General features: G+C 70.0%; 11 protein-coding genes. 3 read left to right on the top strand and 8 right to left on the bottom strand.

Annotation, left to right across the window (positions count from 1 at the left end; translation table 11 throughout):
- Positions 1–27: 27 nt before the first annotated feature.
- The 3 genes from JYK02_RS02880 to JYK02_RS02870 all read right to left on the bottom strand — a co-directional run bounded on the left by JYK02_RS02880 (position 28) and on the right by JYK02_RS02870 (position 9,885).
- Positions 28–2,799, bottom strand: coding sequence for a response regulator (locus tag JYK02_RS02880; RefSeq protein ID WP_207048304.1), 2,772 nt, complete (start codon positions 2,797–2,799; stop codon positions 28–30).
- A gap of 143 nt (positions 2,800–2,942) precedes the next feature.
- Positions 2,943–9,347: a J domain-containing protein gene (locus tag JYK02_RS02875; RefSeq protein ID WP_207048303.1), complete on the bottom strand. Its 6,405-nt coding sequence runs from the start codon at positions 9,345–9,347 to the stop codon at positions 2,943–2,945.
- Between the two features lie 34 nt (positions 9,348–9,381).
- Positions 9,382–9,885 (bottom strand): tRNA (cytidine(34)-2'-O)-methyltransferase, encoded by a 504-nt coding sequence (locus JYK02_RS02870; protein ID WP_207048302.1) that lies wholly within the window; start codon positions 9,883–9,885, stop codon positions 9,382–9,384.
- Between the two features lie 17 nt (positions 9,886–9,902).
- On the opposite strand from JYK02_RS02870, the gene JYK02_RS02865 reads away from it, so the two are divergent.
- Positions 9,903–10,271 (top strand): DUF192 domain-containing protein, encoded by a 369-nt coding sequence (locus JYK02_RS02865; RefSeq protein WP_207048301.1) that lies wholly within the window; start codon positions 9,903–9,905, stop codon positions 10,269–10,271.
- Between the two features lie 84 nt (positions 10,272–10,355).
- Positions 10,356–11,120, top strand: coding sequence for a Stp1/IreP family PP2C-type Ser/Thr phosphatase (locus JYK02_RS02860; RefSeq protein ID WP_207048300.1), 765 nt, complete (start codon positions 10,356–10,358; stop codon positions 11,118–11,120).
- Positions 11,121–11,138: 18 nt separating this feature from the next.
- On the opposite strand, the gene JYK02_RS02855 is transcribed toward JYK02_RS02860, so the two are convergent.
- Both JYK02_RS02855 and JYK02_RS02850 read right to left on the bottom strand, forming a co-directional pair.
- Complete coding sequence (locus JYK02_RS02855) at positions 11,139–12,167, bottom strand: nucleotidyltransferase family protein (RefSeq protein ID WP_207048299.1); 1,029 nt, start codon at positions 12,165–12,167, stop codon at positions 11,139–11,141.
- 4 nt (positions 12,168–12,171) lie between these two features.
- Positions 12,172–13,212 carry an aminoglycoside phosphotransferase family protein gene (locus JYK02_RS02850; RefSeq protein WP_207048298.1) on the bottom strand — a complete coding sequence of 347 codons (1,041 nt, stop codon included), beginning with the start codon at positions 13,210–13,212 and terminating at the stop codon, positions 12,172–12,174.
- Between the two features lie 261 nt (positions 13,213–13,473).
- Here JYK02_RS02850 and JYK02_RS02845 point away from each other — a divergent pair, with 261 nt between their 5' ends.
- Entirely contained in the window at positions 13,474–14,841 is a 1,368-nt protein-coding gene (locus JYK02_RS02845; RefSeq protein WP_171421367.1) for a pyridoxal-phosphate dependent enzyme, read from the top strand.
- A 92-nt stretch (positions 14,842–14,933) separates the two neighbouring features.
- Here JYK02_RS02845 and JYK02_RS02840 read toward each other — a convergent pair whose 3' ends face one another.
- The 3 genes from JYK02_RS02840 to JYK02_RS02830 all read right to left on the bottom strand — a co-directional run bounded on the left by JYK02_RS02840 (position 14,934) and on the right by JYK02_RS02830 (position 16,344).
- The gene (locus tag JYK02_RS02840; protein WP_207048297.1) at positions 14,934–15,335 is read right to left on the bottom strand and encodes a hypothetical protein; all 402 of its coding nucleotides are present in this window, start codon (positions 15,333–15,335) and stop codon (positions 14,934–14,936) included.
- Positions 15,336–15,338: 3 nt separating this feature from the next.
- The gene (locus tag JYK02_RS02835) at positions 15,339–15,734 is read right to left on the bottom strand and encodes a hypothetical protein (RefSeq protein WP_207048296.1); all 396 of its coding nucleotides are present in this window, start codon (positions 15,732–15,734) and stop codon (positions 15,339–15,341) included.
- 151 nt (positions 15,735–15,885) lie between these two features.
- Complete coding sequence (locus JYK02_RS02830; protein ID WP_207048295.1) at positions 15,886–16,344, bottom strand: hypothetical protein; 459 nt, start codon at positions 16,342–16,344, stop codon at positions 15,886–15,888.
- Between the last annotated feature and the right edge of the window lie 32 nt (positions 16,345–16,376).

Here is a 16,376-nt window from a genome sequence, read left to right as displayed (position 1 = left end):
CGGGAAGGCGGAAAGCGGACCGGCCGCCTAGCTGCCCATCCCCTTGAGCAGTGCGCGCACGTCCTCCGCCGAGCTCCCCGTCGGTTCGAGGAACAGATACTTCTTATAGGCCTCGGCCGCTCGGGTTTGATCGCCGGAGAACTGGAGCGAGCTGCCCAGCCAGAACCAGGCCTTCGCGTTCTTGGGCTCCGCCTTGACCACGTCCTGGAGCAGCTTCGCCGCCTCGCGGTAGCCGGCCTCGCTGGTGCTGCTGTTGTTGGCCAGGGAGATGCCCAGGCCCGTCTTCGCCTCGATGGAGGCGTTGTCCAGCGCGAGCGCCTTGCGGTACGCGCCGACGGCCGACTTGAAGCTCTTGCGGGACATGGCCGCGCGGCCGTCCTTGATGAAGTCCGCGTAGGTGAGCTTCGGCGGCGCCACGGGCGTCGCGTCCGGAGGCGGCGTGGGCGCGACCGCGATGGCGCCCGCGTCTGGGACGGCGGCGGGCTCGGGCGTGGCGGTCTTCACTGGCGCGGTGCCCGCGTCCTCGGGGGCGGGGGTGACGGCGGTCTTCGGCGGGGTGACACCCGCGTCGGGCTGCGCGTCCACCGTCTTCGTGGGCGGAGGCGTGACTTCCGGCGGAGGCGTGGTCTCCGGCGGCTTGCGCGCGTCCACGGGCTGCGTGGGCTGCGTCACCTTGGGGTCGCTGGGCTTGGGCGTCTCAGCGCTGCCCGAGCCCTTGGAGATGACCACCGCGGCCACGGCCGCGACCAGGAGCAGACCGCCCGCGACGTAGAGGCCCGTGCGCTTGGGCTTCATCGCGGCGATCAGCGCCGCGTCGTCCTCGTCGTGCGCGGGCTTCGTCGCGCTGGGCTTCGTGGAGGCCGTGGAATCGGCAGCGGGAGCAGCGACGGGCGTGGGGGCCGCAGGAGTGCTCGCCACGGGCGCGGCGGGCTCGGGCTCCGTGAAGTACGCCTCCGACGCGGGCACGTCGTGCGCGGCGGTGTCCACCGGCTCCATGGTGGGGGCCGGCTGCGAATCGAAGGGCGTCGTCGCGGGGAACTCGACGTTGAGCGCCACCGGGGCCACCTGGGGCGGCACGATGCCGTGGCCCGGGTACGGCGGCAGCGCGAGCTGCTGCGGCGCGGCCTCCTCCACCGGCAGCTCGTCCTGATGCGGCTCCGTCCCGCTGACCAGCGTCACCTCGGACGACGGCGGGGCCGGCGTGGGCGGCGGCACGGGCGCCAGCGGGCTGGGCGCGATGGCGGCGCCACCGAAGATGGGCGGACGCGAGGGCAGCGGCTCCACCGGCGCCGCCACGGGCGCGGCGGCGAACGGGCTGGGCGAAGGCGCGGGCGCGCGGGACGCGGCGCCCCAGGGCGAACCCGGGCCCCAGGTGCTGGAGGAGCTCAGCCCCTCCGTGTCCACGCGGTTCCAGTCAAGCAGCAGGCTGCGCCGCGCGTGATCCACCGCGCGGTGCGCCGGGGGCGGCTCCACCAGGAACGCCGAGCCCTCCTGCGACAGCGGCGGAACCACGGGCTCCACGCCCTCCTGTCCGAACGGAGGCGGCGCGCCGTCGCCGGGGCGTGAGCGCGGCGGGAAGATGATCACCTGCGCGGGCTGCGCGGCGGCCTGCGCGGGCGCCACCTCCGCCACCGCCGGCGTGACCTCCTCCACGGGCTCCGGCTGCGCGGGCGGGGCCTCCTCGATGGGCGCGGCCTCCGCCACGGGCGCCGCTTCCACGGGCGGCGGCTCCACGGCGACAGGCGCTTCCGCGGGCGCGGCCTCCTGCGCGGGCGCGACGTCCACGGGGATGGGCGGCGCGGTGTTCAGCCACTGCTCGATGCCCGGCTTGCTGCTCTGCACGGGCTCCAGCGGCGCGTTGCCCAGCTCGCGGATCAGCCCTTCGAAGTACAGCTTGCTGATGATGCCCAGCGCGGCCAGGTCCTCGAAGTCCGAGTCCTCCACCACGCGCGACAGCGCGCGCTTGCCGTCGAACAGGCGCAACAGGCCGTTCACCTCGTCGGGGATCTCCGACAGGCGGTCCGCCAACTGGTGGTAGTCGATCTCGAAGACCGTCTCCAGCGGCGGGAGCTGCTCGAGCATCCGGCCCCACTCGTCCAGCCGGCGCATGCCTTCCATGAGCAGGCCCTGCGTGGAGACCTCGATGCGCTCGGTGCGGTCCAACGTGGTGAACTGCACGTCGAACTGGCCTTCGAACGTGTTGAGCAGGCGGTAGAAGGCGTTCTCGCCCTTGAGCCGGCCCAGCTCCGCGTCGATGACGCGGCCTTCCTTGAAGTAGACGACGCCGGTGCGCTCGCCCTGGATGGAGATGACGCCCGTCTTGCGGCCGATCTCGAAGGTCTGGACCAGGTCCACGACGCCCATGTCGGCGAGGCTTCCCGCGAAGCCACCCTTGGTCGTCTCGCGCTTCTCGATGCGTTCCTTCTCGGCCTTCTGAAGGATCATCTTCACGCGGGTGACGATCTCTTTGATGTAGATGGGCTTCGTCAGGTAGTCGTCGCCCCCGAGTTCCAGGCCGCGCACCTTGAACTCGACCGACTTCTGGTTCGTCAGGAAGACGAAGGGGATGAACTTGAAGCGCTCGTCGGACTTGAGCTGCTTGCAGAGCTCGAAGCCGTCCATCTCCGGCATCTTGGTGTCCGCGAGCACGAGGTCCGGCGGGCTGATCTGGACCTTCTCCAGCGCATCCTTGCCGTGGATCGCAGTCGTGACGGAGAAGCCCGCCTTCTTCAGGCTGACCTCCATCACGCGCAGACTCTTCGCGTCACCGTCGACGAGGAGCAGGTGCTGCTTGGCCACGTGGCATGCCTTTCAAAACGGGCGGGACGGCGGATCCAACGGACGCGCCCCGTGGGGGCAAGCATCGGGTCCGGCTTTCAGGTGTGTCAATGGGCGGGACTGTCCGGAAAACCGGCCGTTTCCCTCCCTGGAGGACAGGCAAGTCAGCGGAAGAGACCCTTCTTGGGTGGGTTCTTCTTGCGCATGTCGATGAGCCGCAGCTCCTGGTTCGCCTCCAGGTGCTTCGGGTTCGCGCGCACCGCTTCGCGGAAGTGCCGCTCCGCGCGGTCCATGTCCCCTTCCACGCGGGCGATGACGCCCAGCTGGTAGTGGGCGCGATCACAGTTCGGGTCGGCGCGCACCGCATCCGCCATCCACTGTTTCGCGCGGGGCATGTCGGCCTTGCGGCTGGGGTCCATGTAGAGGGCCCAGGCGCGCGCCGCGAGGTACAGGGGCTTGGGGTCCAGGGCGTGGGCGCGCTCGTAGTGCTCGCTGGCGGCGACGAAGTCGCGCTTGCGGAAGAACACCTCGCCCATGCGGAAGAGGTCATCCGCGTTGGTGTCCGCGCGGGCCGCGGCGGGGCTGCCGGGACGGGCGGTGGAGGCCGGGGGCTTGGGAGCGGCCTGCGCGCCCTGCTGGGCCAGTTGGTAGTTCTTGCGGCGGGTGTCGTCGTGGAGGACTTCGTAGGCCTCGCGGATAGACTCGAAGACAGCCGTGATTTTTGGCGCCAGGTGCGGCAGCGACGGGGGCAGCCGGTCCGGGTGGAAGACCTTGGCGAGGCTCAGGAAGGCGGCCTTCACCTGGTCGCGCGAGGCATCCTGCGGGACACCCAGTGTGACGAAGTGGTCCTTCTTCGTCTGGATGTCGGCGTAGCGCTGCTCAATCTGCTGCGCGAGCCGGCCCTCGTCGGGCTTGGGGGGCTCTGGTGGTGCGGCGGGTGGCGGCGCGGCGGCTTCGGGCGTGGCCGGGGTGCTCGCGGCGGCGGCGGGGGGAACGGGGCGGGCGCCGAGCGTGCCCATGTTCTCCATGGCGCGGCGCAGGAGGCGCTGGCGCCGGAGCTTGGAGGCTTCGTCGGGGTTGGAGGGGTCTTCGGCCGCCACGTCGTCCTCGTCAAAATCCCAGTCGTCCAGGTCACCGGACAGCTCGTCCTCAGTCTGGCCAGAAGCCCCTCCGTTGTCACCGGGGAACGCGGTGGAGCGGGGAGAAGGCAGCGGCTCGAATGTCGCCTCGACGATGGCCTCGACGAGGAATTCGTTGGCGTCCCCCACCGACCGGACGTCCGAGCGGACGAGGGCTTCCAGGTGGGCATCCACCTGCTGGAGGGCGGCCTCGAAGGAGGCGGTGAGGTTCTGGGCGGGGTCGTTCGACTCGTCGAAGGAGACGATGCGCCACAGGTCGTCCTCGGTGGCGCGGGCGGGACGCACGGGCGGTGTGGCGGACGCGGGGAACTTGGGGGGCTGGACGGCCCAGAGGTCCGGCTGGGGGGCGGCCTGGGCGGGGACGACGGGGGCGTCCGGGGCGGGAGCGCGGGTGTCGGGAAGGGGCGCCGCGGCGGGGACGATGTCGCCCCAGCTCTCCGGCTCGACCTCCAGGAGGGGGAGGTCGGCTTCCGGGGGCGGGGCGACGGGGAAGCGGGAGGACTCCTCGGTGAGCCAGGGGTCCAGGGGCACGGAGGCCGAGCGGCGCAGGGCCTCGGCCATGTCCTGGAGCTGGGCGGCCTGGGCGCGCTTGCGGGCCTCGGTCAGGGCGGAGGTGTTGTCGCTGACGGGCAGTTCCAGGGCGTCGCGGGGGGACGCGGGGATGGAGTCCGCCCAGTTCGACGGGGCGGAGGGTTCCGGCTCCGCGGTGAGGATGATGTCCTCGGGCCCGAGCGACAGCGGTTCAGGCTCCACCGGGGCCGCGGCGACGGGCACGAGGACCGGAGGCGGCGCGGGGGGCGCGGCCGGGCGGTTGCGCCGGGGGAGTGAGGGCGGATGGGCGGGCTTGCCCTGTTCGGAAAGGCGCTGCGCCTCGGCGGCGCGGGCCTCCTCCGCGATGCGAGCGGCTTCGGCGGCACGGGCCTGTTCCGCGACGAGGAGGAGTTCGGCCTGACGGGCTTCTTCCGCGAGTCGAGCCTCTTCCGCGAGTCGTGCAGCTTCCGCCAGCCGGGCCTCTTCGGCCAGACGCGCCTCTTCCGCGAGACGAGCGGCTTCGATTCGAGCGGCCTCTTCGGCGAGGCGAGCCTCTTCGGCCAGACGCGCCTCTTCCGCGAGACGAGCGGCTTCGATTTGAGCGGCCTCTTCGGCGAGGCGAGCCTCTTCGGCCAGACGCGCCTCTTCCGCGAGGCGAGCTTCTTCTTCCGCACGCAGTCGGGCTTCTTCAGCCAGCCGTGCTTCCTCAGCGAGCCGAGCCTCCTCGATCGCGCGAAGACGGACCTCCTCCGCGAGGCGGGCCTCTTCGGCCAGGCGTGCCTCTTCTTCGGCGAGGCGAGCCTCTTCAGCGAGGCGGGCCTCCTCAGCCAAACGGGCCTCTTCCTCTGCACGAAGGCGGGCCTCTTCCGCCAGCCGTGCCTCTTCTTCAGCACGCAGCCGGGCTTCCTCAGCGAGACGAGCCTCTTCCGCGAGACGAGCCTCTTCCGCGAGACGAGCCTCTTCCGCGAGCCGGGCCTCCTCGGCCAGCCGTGCTTCTTCCGCGAGCCGAGCGGCTTCGGCTCCTCGAGCCTCCTCCTCAGCACGAAGGCGAGCCTCTTCCGCCAGCCGGGCCTCCTCTTCTGCACGAAGCCGCGCCTCTTCTGCGAGGCGAGCCTCCTCAGCCAGGCGCGCCTCTTCGGCGAGACGTGCCTCCTCAGCCAGGCGAGCCTCTTCAGCAAGACGAGCCTCTTCCGCGAGGCGAGCTTCTTCCTCCGCGCGAAGGCGAGCTTCTTCGGCCAGACGTGCTTCTTCGGCGAGGCGAGCCTCCTCTTCCGCACGGAGCCGGGCCTCCTCAGCGAGACGCGCCTCTTCCTCAGCACGAAGCCGCGCCTCCTCTGCCAGCCGTGCTTCTTCGGCGAGGCGAGCCTCCCCTTCAGCACGAAGCCGGGCTTCCTCGGCGAGGCGAGCCTCTTCCGCGAGCCGGGCCTCCTCGGCCAGCCGTGCTTCCTCAAGCGCGCGGAGACGTTCTGCTTCGGCGAGTCGAGCCTCCTCAGCAAGACGCGCCTCTTCCTCAGCCCGAAGGCGAGCCTCTTCAGCCAGTCGAGCTTCTTCCGCGAGCCGCGCCTCTTTCTCCGCGCGCAGCCGAGCCTCTTCCGCGAGCCGGGCCTCTTCAGCCAGTCGCGCGACTTCCGCGAGCCGAGCCTCCTCGGCGAGGCGAGCCTCTTCCTCGGCGCGAAGGCGGGCTTCTTCGGCGAGGCGAGCCTCTTCGGCCAGACGCGCCTCTTCCGCGAGACGTGCCTCCTCGGCGAGGCGAGCTTCTTCAGCCAGCCGCGCTTCCTCAGCGAGCCGAGCCTCCTCGATCGCGCGGAGGCGGGCCTCCTCCGCGAGGCGAGCCTCTTCCGCGAGACGTGCCTCTTCCTCGGCACGGACCCGGGCTTCTTCAGCGAGGCGGGCCTCTTCCGCGAGGCGTGCCTCTTCGGCGAGGCGTGCTTCTTCGGCGAGGCGAGCCTCCTCAGCCAAACGGGCCTCTTCCTCTGCACGAAGGCGAGCCTCTTCCGCCAACCGTGCTTCTTCGGCCAACCGTGCCTCTTCTTCAGCACGCAGCCGGGCTTCCTCAGCGAGGCGAGCCTCTTCGGCGAGACGCGCTTCTTCTTCAGCGCGCAGCCGAGCTTCCTCGGCGAGACGAGCCTCTTCCGCGAGGCGGGCCTCTTCTGCGAGCCGAGCTTCCTCCGCGAGACGAGCCTCTTCCGCGAGGCGAGCCTCTTCGGCGAGCCGGGCCTCTTCAGCCAGGCGCGCTTCCTCCTCCGCGCGAAGCCGGGCTTCTTCTGCGAGTCGGGCCTCTTCGATCGCCTGAAGCCGCGCCTCTTCCGCAAGCCGAGCCTCTTCGGCCAGGCGCGCCTCTTCGATGGCCCTTAGCCGAGCCTCCTCGGCGAGACGCGCCTCTTCCTCAGCGCGAAGGCGGGCCTCTTCCGCCAGGCGCGCCTCTTCCGCAAGCCTCGCCTCTTCTGCGAGACGCTCTGCCTCAAGGCGCGCCAGTTCCGCCAGCCGTGCCTCCTCCGCGAGGCGCGCTTCCTCCGCCTGTCGAGCTTCTTCGGCAAGGCGCTCCGCTTCAATGCGAGCGGCTTCCTCGGCCAGGCGGGCCTCTTCGGCGAGCCGGGCCTCTTCAGCCAACCGAGCCTCTTCAGCCAGCCTGGCTTCCTCTTCGGCGCGCAGACGAGCCTCTTCGGCGAGACGAGCCTCTTCAGCGAGACGAGCCTCTTCGGCGAGACGAGCCTCTTCAGCGAGACGAGCCTCTTCAGCGAGACGAGCCTCTTCAGCGAGACGAGCCTCTTCAGCGAGACGAGCCTCTTCAGCGAGACGAGCCTCTTCCTCCGCACGCAGCCGAGCTTCTTCGGCGAGGCGAGCCTCCTCGGCCAAGCGAGCCTCTTCCGCGAGGCGGGCTTCTTCAGCAAGCCGCGCCTCTTCGGCCAGGCGCGCTTCCTCTTCCGCGCGAAGCCGTGCCTCTTCCGCGAGGCGGGCTTCCTCAGCAAGGCGAGCCTCTTCAATCGCGCGGAGTCGAGCCTCCTCCGCGAGGCGGGCCTCTTCCGCGAGACGCGCCTCCTCCTCAGCACGAAGCCGCGCCTCTTCCGCGAGGCGCGCTTCCTCGATCGCCCGAAGCCGAGCCTCTTCCGCCAGCCGGGCTTCTTCCTCGGCGCGAAGCCGCGCCTCCTCCGCTAGCCGAGCCTCTTCCGCGAGCCGGGCTTCTTCCTCAGCACGAAGCCGTGCCTCTTCGGCCAGCCGTGCCTCTTCGGCCAGCCGTGCCTCTTCGGCCAGCCGTGCCTCTTCGGCCAGCCGCGCCTCTTCCGCGAGCCGGGCTTCTTCCTCAGCACGAAGCCGTGCCTCTTCGGCCAGCCGCGCCTCTTCAGCGAGACGCTCGGCTTCAAGGCGCGCAAGTTCCGCGAGACGGGCCTCTTCAGCAAGCCGCTCCGCCTCAATGCGTGCCAGTTCCGCGAGCCGAGCCTCTTCCGCCAAACGCTCGGCTTCAATGCGTGCGAGTTCAGCCAGCCGCGCCTCTTCCGCCAATCGCTCGGCTTCGATGCGCGCCAGTTCGGCGAGACGAGCCTCCTCAGCCAGACGCTCCGCTTCGATGCGTGCGAGCTCAGCCAGCCGCGCCTCTTCCGCCAATCGCTCCGCTTCAATGCGAGCAAGCTCCGCGAGTCGAGCCTCCTCAGCGAGACGCTCCGCTTCGATGCGCGCCAACTCCGCGAGCCGTGCCTCCTCTGCGAGACGCTCCGCTTCAAGGCGAGCCAGTTCCGCCAGCCGAGCCTCTTCAGCCAGACGCTCGGCCTCAATGCGCGCCAACTCCGCGAGCCTCGCCTCCTCAGCGAGCCGTTCCGCCTCAATGCGCGCCAGTTCCGCCAGCCTCGCCTCTTCCGCGAGCCTCGCCTCTTCTTCCGCGCGAAGGCGAGCCTCCTCCGCCAGCCGCTCCGCTTCCAGCCGCGCCAGCTCCGCGAGCCTCGCCTCCTCCGCCAGCCGCTCCGCTTCGAGCCTGGCCTCCTCCTCCGCGCGAAGCCGGGCCTCCTCCGCCAGCCGTGCCTCTTCAAGCGCCCGGAGCCGGGCCTCTTCCGCCAGCCGCTCCGCCTCGATGCGCGCCAGCTCCGCCAGCCTCGCCTCTTCCGCGAGCCTCGCCTCCTCCGCCAGCCGCTCCGCCTCCAGCCGCGCCAGCTCCGCGAGCCGCTCCTCCTCCACGCGCCGCTCCGCCTCCTCGCGACGGCGCGCCTCTTCAATCTCCCAGGCCTCCTCCTCCGCCTGCCGCAGCTCCTCCTCGCGCCGCAGCCGCTCGCGCTCCTCCCACTCCTCCACCGACAGGGCCTCGATGCGGCCCTCGCGCTCCAGCACGCGCAAGAGCGCCTGCTGCGCCCCCGTCAGCGCCTCCGGCCTCCGGAACGCTCCCAGCGTCTCCAACAGCCCGCGCTCCGACGCATCCGTCAGCCACGGCTCGCACGCCGCGACCTCCGGACACCGGTAGACCCTCGCGGGCACGGCCTCGCTCGGAGCGGGCTCCAGCGCGGCTCGCACCACGCGCACGCCCGCGATGGGCGCGAAGTCCCCCGCCGCCTCCACCGCCTCCGCTTCGAAGTCCGCGCGCTCCGCCAGCTCGCTCAGCCGGCGCACCTGCGCCAGCACCTGCTGCTCGTGCACCACCGCGGGCTTCAGCCCGCTGTCCTCCAGCAGCTCCTCGTCCGGCGCCGCCGCCCCACCCCGCGCCCACAGCGCGTCCAGGGCGTCCACGCCCAACAGCCCGTTCTGGAAGAGCGCCTGCGCCGGCGTCTGGTACCCGAAGCCCAGCCGCGCCCCCACGAGGTCGCCCTCGCGCAGCCACAGCGCGGACTCGCGTCCACCGGCGTGCAGCGTCAGCCGGCCGGTGGCTCGGGACTTGTGGGCGGCATACAGCGCTTCGGCGACCTGCGAGGCGGACATTCTGCCCCGGAGTGTAGCCCGTCCCGCCCGCCCCTCAATTCGACGGCGGTGCCTGCCTGGCCGCTGTGCCCAGCTGCACCTGACGCAGCGCCTCGTAGGCGCCAATCCCCACCGACGTCGAAAGATTCAAGCTGCGGCGCTCCGGCAGCATCGGGATGGTCACCGGCGTCCCCGTCCCCCCCTCCATCACCTCCGGCAACAGCCCCGTCACCTCCGAGCCGAACACCAGGTGGTCCCCCGCCTCGAACCGCGCCGCGTACAGCGACGTCTCCGCCCGGGCGGAGAACAGCCACCGGCGCGCCTGGGGGTACTCCGCCACGTAGGCGTCGTAGGTCGGGTAGAGCTTCAGGAAGACCTTGTCCCAGTAGTCCAGCCCCGCCCGCTTCAGGTTCCGGTCGTCGATGGAGAACCCCAGCGGCTCCACCAGGATGAGCCGGCAGCCCGTCACCGCGCACAGCCGGGCCACGTTGCCGGTGTTGGGCGGAATCTGAGGGGACACGAGGACCAGGTGCAGGGGGGACGCCAGGGGCTCAAGCATGGGATAGAACACCGGACATGCACTGGAGGGTGACCAACGAAACACGGCAGCGGCTGCTCGCGGACCGCGCGGAGCGCGCCGAGTCCTTCGTCCAGCGCTTCCAGGGGCTCATGGGCCGCGCCTCGCTGCCCATGGGGGGCGGGATGCACATCGAGCCCTGCAACTCCATCCACACCTTCTTCATGCGCATCCCCATCGACGTCGCCTTCCTGGACGCGGAAGGGCGCATCGTCAAGCAACTGTCCGCCATGCCTCCCTGGCGCACCTCGTCCATCTACTTCAAGGCCCGCTCCGTGCTGGAGCTGCCCGCGGGCGTCCTCGGGGCCAGTGGCACCCAGGAGGGCGACCGCCTGGTCTTCACCCCGGGCGAAATCCCAGGGGCCTGAGAGAGGTTTTTGACCCCTTTTGGAGCGCTTTGTTAACGTCGCGCCCCGATTTTCACGCATCTCCCCCCGGAAGAGTCCCTTCGCATGCGCATCGAGGTCGCCGGCAGCACCCACGTCGGGATGAAGCGGAACCACAACGAGGACAACTACCTCGTGCTCACCGAGGAGAACCTCGTGTGCGTGGCGGACGGCATGGGCGGTCACTCGTCCGGTGAAATCGCCAGCCGCATCGCGGTGGACGAGCTGGGTGAGTTCTTCCGCATGACGTCCAAGGACCAGGACGCCACCTGGCCCTTCAAGATGGACAAGCAGCGCAACTACGATGAGAACCGGCTGTCCACCGGCATCAAGCTGGCCAACGCGCGCATCTTCGAGCGCGCCACGACGGACTCCAAGTACAAGGGCATGGGCACCACCATCGTGTCCGTGCACTTCGCCGACAGCGCGGCCTACGTGGGCCACGTGGGCGACAGCCGCGTGTACTTCTTCCGCGGCGGCATCCTCCAGCAGGTGACGGAGGACCACTCGCTGCTCAACGACTACCTCAAGGCGAAGAAGCTCACGCCGGAGGAGATTGAGAACTTCCCCCACAAGAACGTGATTGTCCGCGCGCTGGGGATGAAGGAGCAGGTGCAGGTGGACGTCACCCGCGTGGATCCGCTGGAGAACGACGTCTTCCTGCTGTGCTCGGACGGCCTGAGCGGCATGATCACCGACGCGCAGATGCAGGACATCCTGTCGCGCACGCCGGAGCTGGAGAAGGCCTGCGGCCAGCTCATCGACCTGGCCAACGCGGCGGGCGGCAACGACAACGTCACCTGCGTGCTGGCGCGCTGGCACAACGCCTGACGCCAGCGCCCCGCGCGGTCAGCGGCCGGAGAGCGGCGCGGGCACCCGGTGCGGGCCCCACGCGAGCACCTCGGTGAGCGCCTCACCGGGCGCCACCTGCGTCTCCTCGAACACGGCGCAGCGCTCCAGCCGCGCGCCCTGCCCCACCCGCGCGCCCGGGCCCACGGACACGTTCGGGCCCACGGTGGCGCCTTCGTCCACCGCGCTGCCCGCGCCCACGAACGCGGGCCCCCGCACGGAGCCCGAGACGCGGGCCTCCGGGTGCACCCACGCCCCAGCCGCGCCGGCCTTCAGCCCGTGCAGCGGTGAGTCCTTCCCCAGCGCCTGCAACGGCACGCGCCCCTCGAGCACGTCCCGCACCGTGGCCAGGTAGCGCGACGGCATGCCCAGGTCGGACCAGTACGCGTCCACCGCGTGCCCTCGCACGGCGAGCCCCGCCTGCATCACCCGCACGTAGACCTCGCGGTTGATGTCCTCGGGGCCTTCCGCGGTCATGAAGTCGAACACGCTGGGGGACATCACGTGCACGCCGGTGAAGTGCCACGGCTTCAGGCCCTCACCGCCCGGCCCGTAGCCCGCGATGCGGCGCACCTGCCCGCCCGCATCCGCCTCCACCGCCGCGTACTTCTCCCCTTCCGGCATGGGCAAGAGCACCATCGTCGCCACCGCTCCGGACTCGCGGTGCGCGGCGACCACGGGCTTCAGGTCCACCGGGAAGAGGATGTCCCCGTTGAACACGAGGAAGTCCTCGCCGGAGAGGAAGTCGCGCAGGCCGCGGATGCCGCCGCCCGTGCCCTGGATGACGGGCTCGTGCACGACGTGCAAGGGCAGCCCCGCGCGCTCGCACTCCGCGCGGGCCACCGCCGCCATCGTGTCCGGCAGGTGGTGCGTGTTGATGCCCACCGCCGTCACCCCCGCGGTTTTCAGCACCGCCAGGTGGTAGCGCAGGAGCGGCTGGCCGAGGAACGGCATGGCCGGCTTGGGCCAGCGCTCCGTGAGCGGGCGCAGGCGCGTGCCCAAGCCCGCGCAAAGGACCATCGCTTTCATGGCTTCAGGCCGCCAGCTCGGGCACGTACTTCGCGATCAGCTTCTGCAGTCCGGACAGCTCCGGCCGGCGCGCGAACGCGGCCTTCACGTAGCGCAGCGACGCGGGGATGGAGACGAGGAAGCCCGGGTTGCCCTTCACGCGGTTGATGAACTCGAAGCGGCCCGCGTCCTTGAGCTTGCGCTGGATGGTGAGCAGGTCGAAGAACGCCTTGAACTCCTTCGCGTCGATCTTCTCCCCGCTCTCCTGCTCGAACGTGGCGATGTAGCGGTCCAGCATCGTGTCCACGAAGTCGCGGTCCAGCTCCACGTAGCTGTCGCGCAGGAGCGCCACCAGGTCGTACTGGCGAGGGCCCTGGAGCGCGTCCTGGAAGTCGATGACGACCAGCTCGCCCTCCTTCACCATGATGTTGCGGCTCTGGTAGTCGCGGTGCGTGAAGCCGCGCGGCGCGGCGGCCAGCTTCTTCGCGATGTCCCGGAACGTGGCGTCCAGCTCCGCGCGCTCGGCGTCGGTGGGCTGCTTGCCGCTCCAGGCCTCCAGGCCCCACTCGCGGAAGTGGTGCAGCTCCCAGTCGTACAGGTCCTCGTCGAAGGCGCGCGTGAAGGCCAGGCACTCCGGGTCGCGCTGCTTCTCCGCCTGCACGCGCAGCTTCGCCAGCAGGTCCACCGCGCGCGTGTAGAGCGCCTGGTTGTGGCGGCCGCCCTCCAGCGCGGACTCGAAGGTGATGTCGCTCAGGTCCTCCAGCACCATGATGCCGGCGGGCTCGTCGTAGCGGAGGATGCGCGGCACCCGCACGCCCAGCTTCTCCAGGTAGCGGTGCACGTTGATGAAGGGCAGCTCCTTCGGGGGCTCGCCCTTCGTGGCCTCTTCGCTCTTCTTCGTCGCGTCCGGCGGCATCACCATCAGCACCCAGCTGTCCGGGGCGGTGCCGACGCGGTAGTAGGAGCGGTTGCTCGCGTCGCCCTTCAACTTCTTGATGGGGGCATCGGGGACGGGACGGCCAATGGCCTGTCCCACCTGGTCGCGAAGGGCGGCCTCAAGTTCCATGGGGGGCGGGTGCTCCAGAGGGGGAAGGAACGGCGCCCGCGAGTATCGGGGGCACGGCGCGGCGGGTCAAAGCCCGCGTGGGCCACATGCCCGGCGGACGCCTGCCCTGTCGCCTACGCGACGAGGAGCCCCCAGGAGAAACCCCCGCCCGGTCGCGGCATCCTGCGTCAGGAAGGGCCGTGCCCTCGGGCATGTTCCCCCTGACGGGGCGGAGCACATATAAGGCCCCGACCCCCACATCTTTTCGGGAAGCCACGCACGATGGACATCCAACAGAACATCCTCACCGCCATTGGCCACACGCCGCTGGTGAAGCTCAACAAGCTCGTCGGTCCGAACGACGCCACCGTGCTCGTGAAGTGCGAGTTCATGAACCCCGGCGCGTCCATCAAGGACCGCATGGCGCTCTACATCATCGAAAAGGCCGAACGGGAGGGGAGGCTCAAGCCCGGCGGCACCATCGTGGAGAACACGTCCGGCAACACCGGCATGGGCGTGGCGCTGGCCGCGGCGGTGAAGGGCTACAAGTGCATCTTCACCATGCCGGACAAGATGTCCCTGGAGAAGATCAACCGCCTGAAGGCCATGGGCGCCCAGGTCGTCGTCACGCCGACGAACGTTCCGGCGGAGGACCCTCGCAGCTACTACGAGACGTCCAAGCGGCTGGCCAAGGAGACGCCCGGCGCCTTCATGCTGAACCAGTACCACAACCCGGACAACATCGAGGCGCACTACCACACGACGGGTCCGGAGATCTTCCAGCAGACCGAGGGCAAGTTCGACTACTTCGTGTCCGGCCTGGGCACCGGCGGCACCATGAGCGGCGCCGGCAAGTACCTCAAGGAGAAGATCCCCGGCCTGAAGAACATCGGCGTGGATCCGGAAGGCTCCGTCTACGAGGGCTACTTCAAGACGGGCAAGCTCACCGAGCCGCACGTCTACAAGGTCGAGGGCATCGGCGAGGACATGCTCTGCGGCGCCATGGACTTCAAGGTCGTGGACGACGTGCGCCAGGTGGATGACCGCATGTGCTTCAACGCCGCGCGCCGGCTCGCTCGCGAGGAGGGCATCTTCGCGGGTGGCTCCTCCGGCGCGGCGGTGCACGTGGCGGTGCAGCTGGCGAAGGAAGTCGGCAAGGGGAAGACCATCGTGGTCGTCCTGCCGGACTCCGGCAGCAGCTACATCAGCAAGTTCCACTCCGACGAGTGGATGCGCGACAACGGCTTCATGCAGGAGAAGGGCGCCGGCACCGTGCGCGACATCATCGGCGCGAAGCCCCGCGAGCTGAAGACGGCCAAGCGCGGTGACCGCGTGGACCGCGTGGTGGAGACGATGCGCAGCCACGGCATCAGCCAGATGCCGGTGGTGTCCGACGACGGTCGCGCCGTGGGCATGGTGCACGAGTACGACCTGCTCAACGCCCTGGTCGCCAACAAGGTGAAGTTCCAGGACGCCATCGACCCCATCGTCGCCCCGCTCCAGGGCGCGGTGTCCGCCGAGGCCAGCATCGACCGGCTGCGCGAAATCTTCGCGCGCGACAACGTGGCCGTGGTGAAGGACGGCGAGACGGTCATCGCCATCGTCACGAAGATCGACCTCATCGATCACCTGCACCGCACCGCCGCCTAAAGAGCAGCGGCCGGAGGCCGGAAACACCGCGGGCCCGGAAGGAGGAGCGAATCCTCCCTTCGGGCCCGTCGTGCTTCAGCGGTGCGATGTGCTCAGAGACCTTCGGGGTCCGGCTTCGTCAGGTCCAGGGCCACCATGTGGAAGCCCGGCCCTACGTGGATGAAGCCGAAGCGCTCCGCGCGGTTCTTGATGGCGTCCAGCTGCGAGTAGCCCAGGAGCAGCTTGAAGCCCTGGCGCCGGGCCTCGTCGCGGACGGCGGCGACGATGGCGTTGACCGCTTCGTTGCGGTCCTCCTTGGACAACCCGGGCGCGGCGATGATGCCTTCAATCAGCGCCACCGAGCTGTCCGTGCGGTACAGGAAACCCGCCGCCTTGTCCGGCACCACGAAGCCGTACTCCGGAAGGGCATCCGGGGTCATCGTCTCTTCCCACGGCTTGCGCCACAGGTTGAGCAGCTCGTGGTGGACCTTGGGGTCGAAGCGGACGGGCTTCATGGACTAGGAGAGGAACGTCGACATCTTCTGGGCGGCGAGCTCCGTCGCGTTGCCCATGCCCAGGCTGGTGAGCGGGTTCTTGTTGGACTTGAGCAGGTCGCCCACGATGTCCGTGACCTTGCTCTTGCCCGTCGCCAGGTTCAGCGCGCCGGACAGCAGGCTGTTGCCGCCCGCGCCGTCCATCAGGCCGGAGTTGGCGAACGCGCCCAGCGCGTTCTTGAACACGCCGCCGCCCGGGATGAGGTCGGTGGCCGCGCCCAGCAGCGACTGGAGGGGGTTCTTGCCCTGCATCAGGCCGCTGGCGAACGACATCGCCGCGCCGAGGAGCGGGTTCACCATCGTCACGAACGGCTTGACGACGTCCATCACCTTGCCGAGAGCCTTGCCGATGCCACCCATGGTCTGATCCTTTTCGGGGAGGACCGCGCGGGCCCTCGAAGTGAGACTGACAGTAGGATTCTCGGAAGGACGCCGGAGAAGTTTCCGGTTCCCGGATTATCCGGCCCCTGCCAGAAAAAGCCCCGGAGTTCCGGGGCCTTGGCGGAACGGCTTAGCCCCGGATGGGGCCCTTCTTGGCGTCGGCCGGGTTCACGGCGGCGCCCGGCTTGGGGGCCACGGTCTGGCCGCCCTTGCTGGAGGACCCCAGCGCGGCGCCGTAGCGATCATGGCCCTTGTCGCTGCTGAAGCCGTCGCGCTGCTGGGCGGGGCTGATGACGATCTCCCCGTCGATGATCTTCTGCAGGTGGGTGCCGATCTCCTCCACCGTGGCGATCTTCGGGTCGCGCGCCTTCAGCTCCTCGTCCGGGATGATCTCCAGCTGGGGCGGCTTGTCCGGGTGGATGGCGTAGTCGAGGATCTTCTCCACGTACTGCGCGACGGGAATCTTCAGCATCTCCGCCTGCTGCTTCACGTCCGCGTCGGCCAGCAGCTCCGCGCGCACCACTTCCACGGGACGCTTCAGCCGGCTGGGCGCCGGCGGGGGAGGAACCACCTCGTTGGGCTTGGACATGGGAGTCTCCTTTGGGCGTATTGCTAACCCAG

The sequence above is a fragment of the Corallococcus macrosporus genome (assembly GCF_017302985.1).
GTDB classification, from domain to species: domain Bacteria; phylum Myxococcota; class Myxococcia; order Myxococcales; family Myxococcaceae; genus Corallococcus; species Corallococcus macrosporus_A.
This window is presented reverse-complemented; position numbering and strand designations above follow the sequence as displayed.